This is a genomic window from Amycolatopsis sp., from assembly GCF_035276945.1.
Lineage (GTDB): Bacteria > Actinomycetota > Actinomycetes > Mycobacteriales > Pseudonocardiaceae > Amycolatopsis_E.
In genome coordinates this window covers 1-13,581 of sequence record NZ_DATELF010000025.1, presented here as the reverse complement: position 1 = coordinate 13,581, position 13,581 = coordinate 1, and the positions used below count along the sequence as shown (strand labels likewise).

The window sequence follows — 13,581 nt, the reverse complement described above, 5'->3', positions numbered from 1 at the left end:
CATCGGCAAACCCTGGATGCCACCAGACACCATCCCCACCTGACCCGAAACACCACACCATCACCAGCCGACCGGCACCAACCGACCGGCCATCACACCACGTCCCCCACCAGCACCGATCTCAACAGGTGAATGTTTGCGTCCACACCTGTTGCGATTGCCCCTTGCAAAACTTGCGCCGATCAGATTTCGCAAGTTGCCGGCATTTTGCCCGAGGAATTCGCCGACGAAAGTGCGGCCGAGGGTCTTCAGGTCCTGGCGCGCATGAGTTCCGCGAAGTGACGGTCCCCGTGCGCCCCGGTCCACACGACCCGCGCTGAGGCGGCACGGGCGACCTCGTCGAGCGCGTCGACTCCAAGCCAGGCCCACCGGAACCACGCGCCTCCGTTGATCCGCACCCTGTCCGCACGCACACGCCTGCCAGGCGGGTCGAGCTCGACCAGCGCGCGGCCACCCGGCGCGAGCAGCTGAAACACCCGGCCCAGCAGCGCGACCGGATCGCCGCCGATGCCGATGTTGCCGTCCGCGAGCAGTGCGAACCGCCATCGACCCTCGCCAGGGACCCGTGCGAAAACGTCACACTGAACAGCGGTGCCACCGCGTTGACGCGTCAGCTCGATCGCGGTCGGCGACACGTCGATCCCCACGCACAGCGCGCCTCGCCGGGCCAGCGCGGCGGTCAGCCGGCCCGGCCCACAGCCGATGTCCAGCGTCGACCCCGCGCAACGAACCAGCAGGAGTTCGTCCCCGCCGCCCGGATCGGCGACCCAGCGTCGCGTGGGCAACGTGATCCAGCGCCCGTTGCCGAGTTCCAGCACGCAGGTCCGGCCGAGCAGTCCGGCGTCGAAGTGGCCGTGTTCCGCGGCGGCTTGCCCCCCGCTGGGGCCCCCCTTCATCGCGGCACCGCCGCGACTGCCTCGGCGAATCGGCCTCCGGCGAGCCTGGCCACCCTGCGTGCGTCGGCCATCGTGTCCACATCGGTCAACTGCGCCACCGGAACCGTGCGCAGGCCGGCGGCGGTGAGCGCGCGTAAGGTCCGCGAGCCCGTATCGGGCTGGGACATCGGCACGCCGGCGAGCACTTTCGCCGCCCGAGGGTCGCGGAGGCCGAGTGCCCACCAGCCGCCGTCCTCGGCGGGACCCAGCACCGCGTCGCGGTTGGCCACCAGCAGGTCGGCCGCCGTGCCGGCCAGCAGTTCAGAGGTCACCTGCGGGGTGTCCATCCCGATCTGCAGCACCGGCAGGCCCAGCACGGCGGCGGCATCCGTATGGGCGTTCGCGAGCCGTTCCCCGAACACCCGGCCGCGTTGAGCGATCACCGTCATCCCGCTCATGGCCTGAGCCAGTTCGGCCGCCCTGACCGCCTTTCCGAAGTCGCCGGTGACCGCGACCACCGGCACCGAGCGTGGCGTGGCGGCCACCGCGGTCAGGGTGGTCAAGAGCGCGGCGGCCGCGATCTCGGCCGCCTGCCGGGGCGAGGCGGGCGGGCACAGCCGTGTCTTGGCGAAACCCGCGATCGGCGCCTTCGCCACGACGAGCAGGCAGAAAGCGGCGTTCATCCGGTCAAGACCTTGACCATGTCGCGGATCGCGCGAACGGTCCCGCGCAGCGACCCCGAAACCTTCGACCGAGTGCCCGCCGCCCGTGGCCGGTAGCTCACGTCGAACTCGCGAACCGACCAGCCCGCCCGGCCTGCCTTGATCAACAACTCGAGGGGGTAGCCGAAGGCGCGATCGGTTACGTCCAGCGCGAGCAGTGCCTGTCTCCGCGCGACCCGGACGGGCGCGATGTCGTGGACAGGCACACCCTGACGGCGCAACAACGCTGCCAGCAGGGTGTTGCCCGCCCTCGCGTGCCAGGGCCACACCCCGCGCGCCACCGGTACTCGCCGGCCGACCGCCAACTCGGCCTCACCCGCGACGACCGCCGCGACAAGTGGCAACAGGTCTCGGGCGTCGAGCGAGCCGTCGGCGTCGAGGAAACACACTATGTCGGCGTCGGCGTACTCCAGACCTGTATGGACCGCGGCGCCATAACCTCGACGCGGTTCCTGAACGACCTCCACGCCCAGCGCCGCGGCCACGGCCGGTGAATCGTCACCCGAACCGTTGTCCACCACGATGGCGCGAAGTCCCGGTGGCAGCGCGCCGAGTACGGCGGGCAGCGCCGCGGCTTCGTCAAGACACGGCAATACGACGTCCACCTGATCGCTGATGCGAGCAAAGCCAACACGATTCACGGGAACGGACGGTAAGTCCGGGCCGACGGGAACGAAAGTGTCGCCGACATTACCGAACAATGACGTATTCAGATTTCTTACCGGAGCATGACGAATGCGGGGGCCGGACTTTCTCGCCGTGGTGTGCCGCGTTATTGTGCCGCAGGCGGGAGAGCAGGGGAATGTGAAGGGGGATCATGCATCCATCGATCATGGGCACGCGAAATGGCGAGGAGTCGCGTCGCCGGATCAGGGATTCGGCCGACCTCAAGGTCGTCTCGCTGGTGCTGATCCTCGTTGCCGCCGCGGTCGCGGCCGGGGCGTACCTGAACCGGCCGGGTTCCGCAGTGGTGCTCTGGGCACCCGCCGCCCCGCTGTTCGGGGTGTGGTTGCCTCACGTCGGCCCGGGTTCGGTGTTCGCGGTGCTCATCGCCTTCGCGGTGATCGTCTGGGGTCCGACGGTCGCCTGGCGCCTGCCGTGGCGACGTCTGCTCTTGCTTGGCTACGTGGTTTCGCTGGTGTGGACTTTTTCGCTGGCGATGATCGACGGTTGGGCGCGCGGGCTGGCGAACCGGCTCACGGACCCCAACGAGTACCTGCGCGAGGTGCCGGGCATCACCGACATTCCCGCGATGATTGACGGATTCACCGCCCGCATTCTGGACTTCCAGCCCGCCTCGTGGACAACGCACGTTGCCGGGCACCCGCCGGCGGCGACGCTGGTGTTCGTCTGGCTCGACCGGCTCGGGCTCTCGGGCGGTGCCTGGGCGGCCGTCGCGTGTGTCGTCGTCGGTTCCCTCGCGACCGCCGCGGTGCCGATCACGCTGTCCTCACTCCATCGCTGTGACGCGGCCCGCGCCACGCTTCCGTTCGCGGTGCTGTTCCCCGGCGCGGTGTGGGTCGGTGCCTCCGCGGACGGCCTGTTCGCCGGGCTCACCGCCGGCGGGGTAGCGCTGCTCGCGATCGCGACTCACGGATTCCGAGTCCGGCGCTGGTATGCGGTGCCGTGCACCGTGCTGGCCGGCGGCATCATCGGGTTCGGCGGCTTCCTGTCCTACGGTTTGGTGTTGCTGGGACTGGTCGCCTTCGTGGTGACTCTGCTCAGCGGCACGGCCGCCCCGAGCGCTGCCGTTCGCCGTGCTGGGCGCGCTCGCGGTCGTGGCGGCCTTCGCCGCCGAGGGCTTCTGGTGGCCGGAGGGCTACCAGCTCGTCGTCGAGCGGTACTATCAGGGTGTCGCCAGCGAGCGCCCTTATACGTATTGGGTGTGGGCGAATCTCGCCAGCCTCGCACTGGCCGCCGGGCCCGCGCTGATTGTGGGTGCGCGCCGGGTGGCTACCGAAATGGTGACGATCAAGCCGTGGCGTCGCGGCAACCGGTGTGAACCGGTGCTGCTACTGGCCGCCACTGCCGCGGTGATGATCCTGCTCGCGGACCTTTCGGGACTGTCCAAAGCCGAAGTGGAGCGGATCTGGCTACCGTTCACCGTGTGGTTGCTGCCCGCCGCGTCGCTGCTGCCCGCGTGGTCATGGCGACGATGGCTGGGCGTCCAGGCCGCGACGGCGCTCGCGGTGAACCATCTCGTACTGACGTTTTGGTAGGTGCTCCGTGACCGATACGAACACGGCGACAGGCCGCGTGCTCGTTGTGGACGACGACGAGACGGTCCGGGACGTCGTTCGACGCTATCTGGAGGCCGGCGGGTTCACCGTCGAGGTCGCCCGAGACGGGTCGGAAGGGCTGCGACTGTTCGGGCAGCGGCGGCCGGACCTCGTGGTGCTCGACGTGATGATGCCCGGGATCAACGGCCTCGAGGTGTGCCGGAGGCTGCGGCGAGACAGCCAGGTACCGGTGGTGCTGCTGACCGCGCTGGGTGAGGAGGAGGACCGGATCGCGGGCTTGCAACTGGGCGCCGACGATTACGTGACCAAGCCGTTCAGCCCACGTGAGCTCGCGCTGCGGGTCGCGTCCGTGTTGCGCCGGGCGCGAATGCCGAGCCAGGCACCGGCGGTGAGCGAGCTGGTCGATGGCGATCTCCGGCTGCACGTCAGTGCCCGGCAGGCAACCCTGGCCGGTGCGGAACTCTCGCTTACCGGCCGCGAGTTCGACCTGCTGGCGTTCTTCCTCACCCATCCCGGTGTCGCGTTCTCGCGGGCCGACCTGCTGGAAAAGGTGTGGGGCTGGGAGTTCGGCGACCAGTCCACGGTCACCGTGCACGTCCGACGGCTGCGTGAGAAGATCGAAACGGACCCCGCGAAACCGGTCCGGGTGGCCACTGTATGGGGCGTGGGCTACCGCTACGACCCGGCACGACCATGATCGAACCCGCCGAGTCGTTCGACGACATGCTTGCGCATGTCTGCCACATCCTGCCGTTCGCACTGGTGTTCGCATTGCCGGTAGCGCTTGTCGGCGGGCTTGTGTTGTATTGGCTGCGGCGCGGGTCGCTGGCCACCACGATGACCGTGCTCGCGCTGATCCCCGTGCTGGCGACGCTTGCCGGAGTGCTCGGCATCAGTGGCTTCATGTTCACTCCGACGCTTACGACGATGTTGCTCGTCTGCCTGATCGTCGCGCTGGTCACCGCGCCCGCCGCCATCGTGCTGGGGCGAGCGATCGCGCGGAGGAGCGTGTGGGAGCGCGAGGCCCGGGAACGCGAGCGAGCGGCCGAGGCGGCCCGGCGGGACCTGGTGGCCTGGATCAGTCACGACCTGCGCAGCCCGCTGGCCGGGATCCGGGCGATGGCCGAGGCACTCGCCGACGGGATCGTCTCGGATCCCGGCGAGGTAGCCGACTACGCCCAGCGGATCAGCGGCGAGACAACCCGGCTGTCCGGCATGGTCGGAGACCTGTTCGAGCTGTCGCGGATCACCGCGGGGGCGTTGCGGCTCACCATGTCCGCGGTGCCGTTGCGGGAGGTCATCAGCGAGGCATTGGCCGGGCAGACGCCGATCGCCGAGCAGAAGAAGGTCCGGTTGCTCGCCGATGCCGAAAGCTGGCCGGTAGTCGCCGGAAGCGATCCGGAGCTGGCCAGAATCGTGCGCAACCTGGTGTCCAACGCGATCCGGCATACCCCGCCGGACGGCACGGTCGCCATACGCGTCGGGATTGACGGCGACAGTGCCGTGCTCGCCGTGGACGACGGCTGCGGCGGCATTCCCGAGGACGAGATCGGGCGCGTGTTCGAGGTGGCCTTCCGCGGCACTCAGGCGCGCACACCCGATCGGTCTGGCGGCACTGGCGGCGGCCTCGGTCTCGCCATCGCCAAGGGGCTGGTGGAGGCCCACCGAGGCCGCATAGGCGTGCGGAACCACGGGCCTGGCTGCCGCTTCGAAATCCGCCTCCCGCTGGCTGCCCGCTGACCGCTCAGGAGCCCACCGGCGCGCGTGGATCGGCCGTGGCGAACGACGCGATGCCCGACTCGAACGGGATCTCGGCGTGGAATCCGAGCAGCCGGCGTGCCAGCGTCGGGTCGGCGACGACATGGCGGACATCCGTGAGGCGCGCGCCGCCCACGATGCGGGGTTCCGGCCCGCCGCAGGCACGGGCCAGTTCGACCGCGAGTTCGCCCACGGTGTGTGGCGTGCCGGAACAGACGTTGACCGCGACCGGCTCGCCCGGCCGTCCCGGTGCCCGGAGCGCGAGCAGGTTGGCGCGGGCGACGTCGTGGACGTGCACGAAGTCTCTCCGCTGCTTGCCGTCCTCGAGTACCGTCGGCGCTTCCCCACGCAGCAATGCCGAGAGGAACAGCGATGCGACCCCCGCGTAGGGGGTGTTGGAGGGCATCCGCGGGCCATACACGTTGTGGTAGCGCAACGCCCAAACCGTGCCGCCGGTTTGCCGGGCCCAGGCACCCGCGAGGTGTTCCTGGGCGAGCTTGGTCGCCGCGTAGGTGCTCGCGGGGCGCAACGGCGCGTCCTCGGGCACCAGCAGCGGGTTCAGCTCTTCACCACATTCCGGGCAGGCCGGTTCGAACCGTCCGGAGTTCACATCCGACTTTCGGCGTGGCGCGGGCGGTACGAGCCCGTGGCTCGCGCAGGAGTACCTGCCCTCGCCGTAGACGACCATCGACGACGCGAGCACGAGCCGGTGCACGCCGGCCGCATGCATCTTGGCAAGCAAAACGGCTGTGCCGTAGTTGTTGTTGAGCGCGTAGACCGGCGCGTCCGACGGGTCGAGACCGTGCCCGACCACCGCCGCTTGGTGGCAGACTGCGTCCACTTCAGACAGCAGCTCGCGCAGCAGGGGCGCGTCGGTGAGCTCGCCCAGGACGAGCTGGTGGGCGGCGGTGTACTCGGGCGGCACGCGTGATCCGTGCGCCTGGGGGAGCAGGTTGTCCAGCAGCGTCACCTCGCAGTCGGAGCCGGCCAGCAGGTCGGCCACATGGGATCCGATGAATCCGGCGCCGCCGGTGACAAGCACTCGCACACTGCCACGCTAAGCGCCCCTCGGCCTCTAACGTGCACTTTCGATCAGGCCGTCAGGTTTCGGTAAGATCGGGAGCCTTTCTCGGCCGGCGATCACCTCGGGTGCCGCCACGGCCGTTCGCGAGAGGTTCTACGGTATGCCCTATGGAACGCAGTGCACAGCGGCTTGGCCGCGCTCTCGTGGTGATCGTGGACGACCGCGCGGCGCATGGTGAGCATGACGACACCTCAGGCCCCCTGGTCACGGAGTTGCTGGAGGAAGCCGGGTTCATCGTGGACGGCGTGGTGGTGGTGCACGCCGACACCGTCGCCATCCGCAACGCCCTCAACACCGCGGTCATCGGAGGTGTCGACCTGGTGATCACCGTGGGCGGTACCGGCGTTTCACCGCGCGATGTCACTCCGGACGCCACGGCCGGTGTGTTGGACCGGCCGATCCCCGGCATCGGGGAGGCGCTTCGTTCCTCCGGCCTCGCCGCGGGAGCGGTGGACGCCGGTATCTCCCGGGGACTGGTGGGGATCTCCGGCAGCACCCTGGTGGTCAACCTGGCCGGATCGCGTGCGGCGGTGCGCGACGGCATGGCGACGTTGTCGGCATTGGTTCCCCACGTGATCGACGAGCTGTCCGGTCTTGACGAATCCTGATCGCGAGCCTTCCGAAGACCGCGACCGGCGACGCCTCGACGACATCTTCGGGGAGGTGCTGCCCGACACCACTTCGGACGAGCGGGACCCCGGCAGCTCCGATCGCGACCGGGAATCGTGGTATGAGGAGAACCGTCCGCCGCACCACGGCTAGCCCCGTTGTCCGCACATGGACACGTTTCGGCTGTTCAGCGGGCTGCACCAAGATGATCTCCTGGGTGTCACCGCAGGTCAGCGGCTCATGTGTGGAATACCCGGCTAGCGCCCGGCATCTCGGAGAGCGACCGCCACCGGGTTCCGCAGTGACAGCGCCGCGACCTGCGTCGCGAGCTCAGTGGGCACGGAAATCAGCACGAGCGGGCCCTTGTTCTCGCCGGCGAGCAGACGGCCGCCGTTGGCCGGCGGGGATCGCACGTCGACCACCGTCGCCATGCTGGCGAGAACCTTCCGGGCCTGTTCGCCAGCATCGACAGTCACCACGTCGACCTTCATGCCGTGGCTGAGAAGATCGGCCACGCCCGCGTCGGCGAGGCGGATCGGCACGGTGGAGAACCCCGGCCCGCTTGCCAGAGCGGTGGACGGCGGTTCGTGCGGCGAGGGCTGGGGCGGTGGGGGCCCGGTGGTACCTGGCCGTGCGGCGAGGAAAACGGCCAGCACGAGCAGTGCGACGGCCAGCACATGACGGGCGATCGAGACGGCCCGGCCACGCAGACGTGGCCGCAGCCGGGTCCAGTACGAGCGTGGAGCGATCTTCATCGCGGCGCACCCCCAGGTCGTGATTGTCGCGACGGGACTTCCGCCGTCACGATCGACGCTAGGGGCGCACGTCCGCGGCCCGGAAGTGACAGATCACTCCGCTGTGGACAACCCGGGTCCTGTGGACAACTCGTCTGCTACGAGGCCGCCGTGGCCGTTTTTGTCGTGGTTGTGGTGGAAGATGAAGAGCTTGAGCCGCTGTCGCTCGTGGTCGACGTGGAGGTCGACGACGTCGCGCCGTTGGAGGACTTGCTCGGACTCGTCGAGGACTTCGACGAGTCCGAGCGGGAGTCGGTGCGGTAGAACCCGCTGCCCTTGAAGATCACGCCGACGGCTCCGTAGAGCTTGCGCAGTGGGCCGGTGCACTCGGGGCACTCCGTCAGGCTGGCATCCGAGAAGGACTGCACGGCCTCGAATCGGTGGCCGCATTCTTTGCAGGCGTACTGGTACGTGGGCACAGGTGCTCCTTCGTGCGTTGGCACTCGACAGGTCAGAGTGCTAACGCCAGATCATATCCGGGCATCCCCGGGCAGGTCCATCAAGGCTTGGTGAAATCACATGCCGGCCGGCAGCGGGACGAGCCCACGTCCGGGCGTGAGCGCCCCGGTCATCCGCACGTCGTGGGCCTCCGCGGGCAGCCGCTCCACCAGTTCGTCGTCGCGAACGACCGCCACCAGCGCGGTCTCCGGACCAGCGTGCACCAGGGAGCGGTCGTAGTACCCGGCGCCCCTGCCGAGCCGCACCCCCGCATGGTCCACCGCGAGCGCTGGCAACAACACCAAACCGGCCGAACCCAGCGCCGACGGTCCCAGCCTCGGGCCGGACGGCTCCAGCACGCCACGCAGTCGGCCCGGCACAAGCGCGCCCGTACCCGTGTACTCGGCCCAGTCCAGGGGACCCGGCTCCGGCGGGATCACGGGCAGCAGGACCCGCGCTCGCGCACCGCGCAGTACGTCGAGCAGCGCTACGGAACCGGGTTCGGAGCCGAACGGGACGTAGCAGCAGACCGTCTCCGGCAACATCAGCCCCCTGACCGCTTCGGCCAGCGCCCGCGCCTCCAGGACACCCCGCTGCACGGAGACGGCCGTACGCGAACCGGTGAGGCTTGCCCGCCACTCCGCCTTGCCCCACTCGTCGTTGCACCGTTCGGTCATATTTGCAGGTTAGGCTTTACCGCCATGACGGGCGCCTCTGACAACCCCTCGTTCCAAACCGCCATCGTTCCGGCCGCCGGCCTGGGAACGCGCTTTCTACCTGCGACAAAAGCCGTGCCCAAGGAGCTGCTCCCGGTCGTGGACACGCCCGGTATCGAGATCGTCGCCAGTGAAGCGGCGCATTCCGGTGCCAAGCGGCTGGTGATCGTCACCTCCCCGGCCAAGGAATCGGTGGTCAACTACTTTCGGCCCGCGCCCGAACTCGAGGAGAGCCTCGAACGCAAGGGCAGGACCGAGCTGCTGGAGAAGGTCCGCCGCGGGCCCGGCCTGCTCGAAGTCGAGGTCGCGATCCAGAGGGAGGCACTCGGCCTCGGGCACGCCGTGCAGCAGGCCGAGCCCAACCTGACCGACGACGACCAGGCCGTCGCCGTGCTCCTGCCCGACGACCTCGTCCTGCCGGTCGGTGTGCTGACGAAGATGGCCGAGGTACGGGCACGGTACGGCGGCAGCGTGCTCTGCGCCTTCGATATCCCGAAGGAGCAGATATCCCCCTATGGGGTGTTCGACGTCACAGACACCGGCGACGCGGACGTCAAGCGGGTGCACGGCATGGTCGAGAAGCCCAAGCCGGAGGACGCGCCGTCCACCTACGCGGCCGCCGGCCGGTACCTGCTCGATCGGGCGATCTTCGACGCGCTGCGCCGCATCAAGCCGGGTAGCGGTGGCGAACTGCAACTCACCGACGCGGTCGCGCTGCTGATCGACGAAGGGCATCCGGTACATGTCGTGGTCCACCGGGGCGGACGGCACGACCTGGGCAACCCCGGCGGGTTCCTGCGGGCGGCCGTCGACTTCGCCTTGGGCCACCCGGATTACGGGCCGTCGCTGCGGGCCTGGCTCGCCGCGCGAATCGAGAACGAAGGCTGATGAGCGACGCCACCGGGGAACCGGCCGAGGCCGGGCAGCAGTTCCGCTCCGTCGACGCACAGATCGCGCTCGTGCTCCAGGCCGCGGTGCGGCCGCGGCCCGTGCGGGTCGCGATCTCGGAGGCGCAGGGTCTGCTCTGCGCGGAGGAGGTCGTCGCGGAACAGGCGCTGCCGGGGTTCGACCAGGCCGCGGTGGACGGGTATGCCGTGCGTAGCGTGGACGTGCGGGCGGTGGACGACGGGCCGGTGCAACTGCCCGTCGTGGGCGAGATCCCGGCGGGTTCACGGCAACCACGCCGGTTGCAGCCGGGGCAGGCGGTGCGAGTCTCGACCGGGGCGCCGCTGCCGACGCTCGCCGACGCGGTCGTGCCGATCGCGTTCACCGACGGCCATCCCGCGAAGGTGACCGTGCACCGGTCAGTGCCCTCTGCCGGATACGTGCGGCGGATCGGTGAGGACGTGCAGATCGGAGACGTGGCGGTCCGCCAGGGCGACACGATCGGTGCCGCCCAGGTGGGCCTGCTCGCCGCGGTCGGGCGGTCGAAAGTCCTGGTCTACCCGCGGCCGAGGGTGTCGATCATCTCGGTGGGCGACGAACTGGTCGACGTCGATCGGACCCCGTCTACCGGCCAGGTCTACGACGTCAATTCCTATGCGCTGTCCGCGGCGGCACGGGATGCCGGTGCCGAGGTCAGCCGGGTCGGCATCGTGCCGAGCGATCCCAGACGACTGCGCGAGGTGGTCGAGGGCAGGCTGCTGATGTCCGAGGTGGTCGTGGTGGCGGGCGGAGCCGGCGGCACGGCGGGGGACGAGGTGCACGCCGCGCTGTCCGAGCTGGGCCGGATCGACATGACCAGGGTGGCCATGCAGCCGGGCTCGGCTCAGGGATTCGGGCGGCTCGGCCCGGATTCGGTGCCGACCTTCCTGATCCCCGGCAACCCGATGAGTGCGCTGGTCGTGTTCGAAGTGCTGATCCGGCCGTTGATCAGGGCAGCCCGCGGTACGCGCAACCCGCACCGGCGCACGGTCAGTGCGCGACTGCTCTCACCGATCACCTCGGCGAAGGGGCGCCGGGGTTTCCTGCGTGGTCAGCTCCTGCGCGACGAGGGAACCGGTGAGTACCTGGTGCAGCCGCTCGGCACGTCCGGGTCGCACCTGCTGGCGTCGTTGGCCGAGGCGAACTGCCTGGTGAACGTCGACGAGGATCTCACCGAAGTCCCGGCGGGCGAGCAGGTCCGGGTGACCTTCATGGCACAGCGGGTGTAAACACTTCGCGTGCAGGCAGCGAGATACGACCTGGAGGCTCGTCACCCAGGGTGGCCGGCCAGGCTGGGGCCGCTCCAGGTCGCCGCGGGGGCGGTGGCGATCCGGCCGATCCGGTTGCGCGACGCGGGCGATTGGAGCCGGATCCGGCTGAGGGACCAGGCGAACCTGGAGAAGTGGGAGCCGACCTCGCCAGGGCCGTGGCCGGACCGTAACGGCTTCTGGTCGTGGCCGCCGCAGTGGATGGCGCTGCGGTCCCTCGCGCGCCGCGGGCAGTGCCTGCCGTTCGCGATCACCGTCGATGACGAGTTCGCCGGTCAGATCACCATCGGCAACGTGATCCGCGCTTCGCTCCGGTCCGCCTGGGTCGGCTACTGGGTCTCTTCGAGCGTGGCGGGCGGGGGTGTGGCGACCGCCTCGGTCGCACTGGTCGTTGATCACGTGTTCGGCGCCGCGGGCCTGCATCGTGTCGAGGCGACGGTGCGCCCGGAGAACGCCGCGAGCGTGCGGGTGTTGACCAAGGCCGGATTCCGGCAGGAAGGCCTGTTCCAGCGGTATCTCGACGTCGCGGGCGATTGGCGGGACCATCTGTGCTTCGCGCTCACCGCCGAGGAGGTCGGCGACGGCCTGGTCAGCCGGCTGGTCGCCGCGGGCCGGGCCGGACGCGTCTGAGCGCGCCTTACCACATGACCTGATTTCACCGGATCCGGTGGTCGGTTTTTACGATCTCCAGCGGCGTTTCTCCGCCCGTTCTGTGACTGCTGTGACTAGCGTGACGGTATGTAGCGAGAAACGGGGGAGGTGACGCGGGAGATGCCCAGTTCGCTGATCATTTTTGCCCTCGCGGCGGCGTGGCTGGCCGTGCTCGTGCCCATGGTCGCACGCAAGCGTCAGGCCGTCGCCCGGACCGCGGACACGGAACTGGCCGCGCGCGTGGTGCGCAGCGCCGAGGACGAGGAGTTCGGCGCGGCCGAGCACGCCGATGAGGTCACCGAACCCGAGGTCGCCCACGACGAGGAGTCGCCGCCTTCGGAACGCCGCTACCGTCCGGGCCGCGGTGGCTTCGACCCCGAAGCCGCCGAGATCGCGGCTCGCGCGAAGTACGCCTTCCGGCAACACGTCGTGCTGACCCTGATGATCCTCGCCGTGGCCACAGCGGTCGCCGGGGGATTCTTCGTCACGGAACTCTGGTGGGCGCACGGCGCGGTCGACGCCGTCCTGGTCGGCTACCTCGCCTACCTCCGTCGCCAGGTGCGCATCGAGACCGAGATCCGCCAGCGGCGGCTCGCCCGGCTCAAAAGCGCCCGGGCACGCAGGCCAGCCCCGCCCACCTTTCAGGCCGAGCCGGAGTCCGAGGAGGCACGCCTGCCGGTCGTGGAGAGCATGCCTCCCCCTCCGCGCGCGCAGGGCGGCGCGGTGGTCGTCGACGTTGAGGACGAGGACCCGGAGTTCCACGAGTTGGACGACCCCGCGCAGCTCCCGTTCCGGCGTGCGGTCGGTGAGTAGACCCCCTCGCTGATCGTCTGCCAGGCGGTTGCTATGCTTTCGACGCTTCACCGAGGGGCTGTAGCGCAGTTGGTAGCGCGTCTCGTTCGCATCGAGAAGGTCAGGGGTTCGATTCCCCTCAGCTCCACAACGTGAGTCTTACTAGAACCCCTGGCCAGCAGGGCTAGGGGTAGTGAGACTGCGGTCTGTTCGGCAGCGTCGTTCCCGTGTTCGGGGGCGGCGCTGCTGCGTTGTGTGGGTATGGTCGCGTGGAGGGTTGAGCGTGGCCCTGTGGCCCGGCTTGGGCCACCCGTGGTGGGCGCGGTGTCGGTCTCTTGCGGGTAGCCCTGCCACACGCTGTACGCCTCGGCTAGGACGTTGAACGGCTCCCGTAGCTCGTGGCCGGTGATCGTGTCGCCGTCCACGAACAGCTTGACGAAGATGCTGCGGTTCATGATCGTTCGGGTTGCTTCGCTGCCCGCGCGGTACATGGCGTGGGGGTCGGTCATGAGGTCCAGGGCGAGTGTCAGGAAGCGGGCGCCGTCGTCGAGCTGGTTGCTTGCCTGGTCGAGGCTGCGCGTGATGGTGGCGCGTTCGTCGCGGATCGCCGCGATTTTCTCCCGGAGCTTGTCCTTGGGCCATCCTTCCTCCCCTGCCATGTCCAGGAAGTAGTTTTCTTTATCGTCGAGCTTGGTTAGGCGTTTGGTGAA

The 13,581-nt window shown here is 69.4% G+C and carries 15 protein-coding genes, 1 tRNA gene and 1 pseudogene; 10 read left to right on the top strand and 7 right to left on the bottom strand.

Annotation, left to right across the window (positions count from 1 at the left end):
* Window positions 1-248 precede the first annotated feature (248 nt).
* Genes VJT49_RS03395 through VJT49_RS03385 form a run of 3 tightly spaced genes read right to left on the bottom strand, consistent with a single transcriptional unit; the run spans window position 249 to window position 2,202 of the window.
* Window positions 249-896 (bottom strand): class I SAM-dependent methyltransferase, encoded by a 648-nt coding sequence (locus VJT49_RS03395; RefSeq protein WP_324163188.1) that lies wholly within the window; start codon window positions 894-896, stop codon window positions 249-251.
* On the bottom strand, window positions 893-1,558 hold the full coding sequence (locus VJT49_RS03390; protein WP_324163187.1) for a TIGR04282 family arsenosugar biosynthesis glycosyltransferase: 666 nt from the start codon (window positions 1,556-1,558) through the stop codon (window positions 893-895). The genes VJT49_RS03395 and VJT49_RS03390 overlap by 4 nt, the downstream gene beginning before the upstream one ends.
* Window positions 1,555-2,202: a glycosyltransferase family 2 protein gene (locus tag VJT49_RS03385; protein ID WP_324163186.1), complete on the bottom strand. Its 648-nt coding sequence runs from the start codon at window positions 2,200-2,202 to the stop codon at window positions 1,555-1,557. Before VJT49_RS03385 ends, VJT49_RS03390 begins: the two co-directional genes overlap by 4 nt.
* Window positions 2,203-2,429: 227 nt before the next feature.
* On the opposite strand from VJT49_RS03385, the pseudogene VJT49_RS03380 reads away from it, so the two are divergent.
* From VJT49_RS03380 to VJT49_RS03370, 3 genes and pseudogenes are all read left to right on the top strand, one after another.
* Window positions 2,430-3,816: pseudogene (locus VJT49_RS03380) on the top strand (hypothetical protein).
* Window positions 3,817-3,823: 7 nt separating this feature from the next.
* Window positions 3,824-4,534 (top strand): response regulator transcription factor, encoded by a 711-nt coding sequence (locus VJT49_RS03375; protein WP_324163185.1) that lies wholly within the window; start codon window positions 3,824-3,826, stop codon window positions 4,532-4,534.
* Window positions 4,531-5,577, top strand: coding sequence for a HAMP domain-containing sensor histidine kinase (locus VJT49_RS03370; protein WP_324163184.1), 1,047 nt, complete (start codon window positions 4,531-4,533; stop codon window positions 5,575-5,577). Before VJT49_RS03375 ends, VJT49_RS03370 begins: the two co-directional genes overlap by 4 nt.
* A 4-nt stretch (window positions 5,578-5,581) precedes the next feature.
* Here the strand turns inward: VJT49_RS03370 and VJT49_RS03365 are convergent, their stop codons facing one another.
* Entirely contained in the window at window positions 5,582-6,643 is a 1,062-nt protein-coding gene (locus VJT49_RS03365; RefSeq protein ID WP_324163183.1) for an NAD-dependent epimerase/dehydratase family protein, read from the bottom strand.
* A 143-nt stretch (window positions 6,644-6,786) separates the two neighbouring features.
* On the opposite strand from VJT49_RS03365, the gene VJT49_RS03360 reads away from it, so the two are divergent.
* Both VJT49_RS03360 and VJT49_RS03355 read left to right on the top strand, forming a co-directional pair.
* Window positions 6,787-7,287 (top strand): MogA/MoaB family molybdenum cofactor biosynthesis protein, encoded by a 501-nt coding sequence (locus VJT49_RS03360; protein WP_144588345.1) that lies wholly within the window; start codon window positions 6,787-6,789, stop codon window positions 7,285-7,287.
* Window positions 7,274-7,441 carry a hypothetical protein gene (locus tag VJT49_RS03355; RefSeq protein ID WP_324163182.1) on the top strand — a complete coding sequence of 56 codons (168 nt, stop codon included), beginning with the start codon at window positions 7,274-7,276 and terminating at the stop codon, window positions 7,439-7,441. Before VJT49_RS03360 ends, VJT49_RS03355 begins: the two co-directional genes overlap by 14 nt.
* Window positions 7,442-7,545: 104 nt before the next feature.
* Here the strand turns inward: VJT49_RS03355 and VJT49_RS03350 are convergent, their stop codons facing one another.
* The 3 genes from VJT49_RS03350 to VJT49_RS03340 form a co-directional block, all read right to left on the bottom strand.
* Complete coding sequence (locus VJT49_RS03350; RefSeq protein ID WP_324163181.1) at window positions 7,546-8,043, bottom strand: hypothetical protein; 498 nt, start codon at window positions 8,041-8,043, stop codon at window positions 7,546-7,548.
* 137 nt (window positions 8,044-8,180) lie between these two features.
* Complete coding sequence (locus tag VJT49_RS03345) at window positions 8,181-8,501, bottom strand: FmdB family zinc ribbon protein (protein WP_324163180.1); 321 nt, start codon at window positions 8,499-8,501, stop codon at window positions 8,181-8,183.
* A gap of 96 nt (window positions 8,502-8,597) precedes the next feature.
* The gene (locus tag VJT49_RS03340; protein ID WP_324163179.1) at window positions 8,598-9,197 is read right to left on the bottom strand and encodes a 5-formyltetrahydrofolate cyclo-ligase; all 600 of its coding nucleotides are present in this window, start codon (window positions 9,195-9,197) and stop codon (window positions 8,598-8,600) included.
* A 24-nt stretch (window positions 9,198-9,221) separates the two neighbouring features.
* On the opposite strand from VJT49_RS03340, the gene VJT49_RS03335 reads away from it, so the two are divergent.
* From VJT49_RS03335 to VJT49_RS03315, 5 genes are all read left to right on the top strand, one after another.
* On the top strand, window positions 9,222-10,124 hold the full coding sequence (locus tag VJT49_RS03335; protein WP_324163178.1) for a UTP--glucose-1-phosphate uridylyltransferase: 903 nt from the start codon (window positions 9,222-9,224) through the stop codon (window positions 10,122-10,124).
* Window positions 10,124-11,389 (top strand): gephyrin-like molybdotransferase Glp, encoded by a 1,266-nt coding sequence (gene glp / locus VJT49_RS03330; protein ID WP_324163177.1) that lies wholly within the window; start codon window positions 10,124-10,126, stop codon window positions 11,387-11,389. Before VJT49_RS03335 ends, glp begins: the two co-directional genes overlap by 1 nt.
* 9 nt (window positions 11,390-11,398) lie before the next feature.
* A complete protein-coding gene (locus tag VJT49_RS03325; RefSeq protein WP_324163176.1) occupies window positions 11,399-12,058 on the top strand; it encodes a GNAT family protein in 660 nt (219 codons plus the stop codon).
* A 141-nt stretch (window positions 12,059-12,199) separates the two neighbouring features.
* On the top strand, window positions 12,200-12,892 hold the full coding sequence (glpR, locus tag VJT49_RS03320) for a gephyrin-like molybdotransferase receptor GlpR (protein ID WP_324163175.1): 693 nt from the start codon (window positions 12,200-12,202) through the stop codon (window positions 12,890-12,892).
* A gap of 54 nt (window positions 12,893-12,946) precedes the next feature.
* Window positions 12,947-13,019 (top strand) — tRNA-Ala (locus tag VJT49_RS03315).
* Window positions 13,020-13,581: the final 562 nt, after the last annotated feature.

Coding starts and splice junctions, on each gene's coding strand:
- VJT49_RS03395 (WP_324163188.1), bottom strand. CDS start 896: ATGAAGGGGGGCCCCAGCGGGGGGCAAGCCGCCGCGGAACACGGCCAC.
- VJT49_RS03390 (WP_324163187.1), bottom strand. CDS start 1,558: ATGAACGCCGCTTTCTGCCTGCTCGTCGTGGCGAAGGCGCCGATCGCG.
- VJT49_RS03370 (WP_324163184.1), top strand. CDS start 4,531: ATGATCGAACCCGCCGAGTCGTTCGACGACATGCTTGCGCATGTCTGC.
- VJT49_RS03360 (WP_144588345.1), top strand. CDS start 6,787: ATGGAACGCAGTGCACAGCGGCTTGGCCGCGCTCTCGTGGTGATCGTG.
- VJT49_RS03350 (WP_324163181.1), bottom strand. CDS start 8,043: ATGAAGATCGCTCCACGCTCGTACTGGACCCGGCTGCGGCCACGTCTG.
- VJT49_RS03340 (WP_324163179.1), bottom strand. CDS start 9,197: ATGACCGAACGGTGCAACGACGAGTGGGGCAAGGCGGAGTGGCGGGCA.
- VJT49_RS03335 (WP_324163178.1), top strand. CDS start 9,222: ATGACGGGCGCCTCTGACAACCCCTCGTTCCAAACCGCCATCGTTCCG.
- glp (WP_324163177.1), top strand. CDS start 10,124: ATGAGCGACGCCACCGGGGAACCGGCCGAGGCCGGGCAGCAGTTCCGC.
- glpR (WP_324163175.1), top strand. CDS start 12,200: ATGCCCAGTTCGCTGATCATTTTTGCCCTCGCGGCGGCGTGGCTGGCC.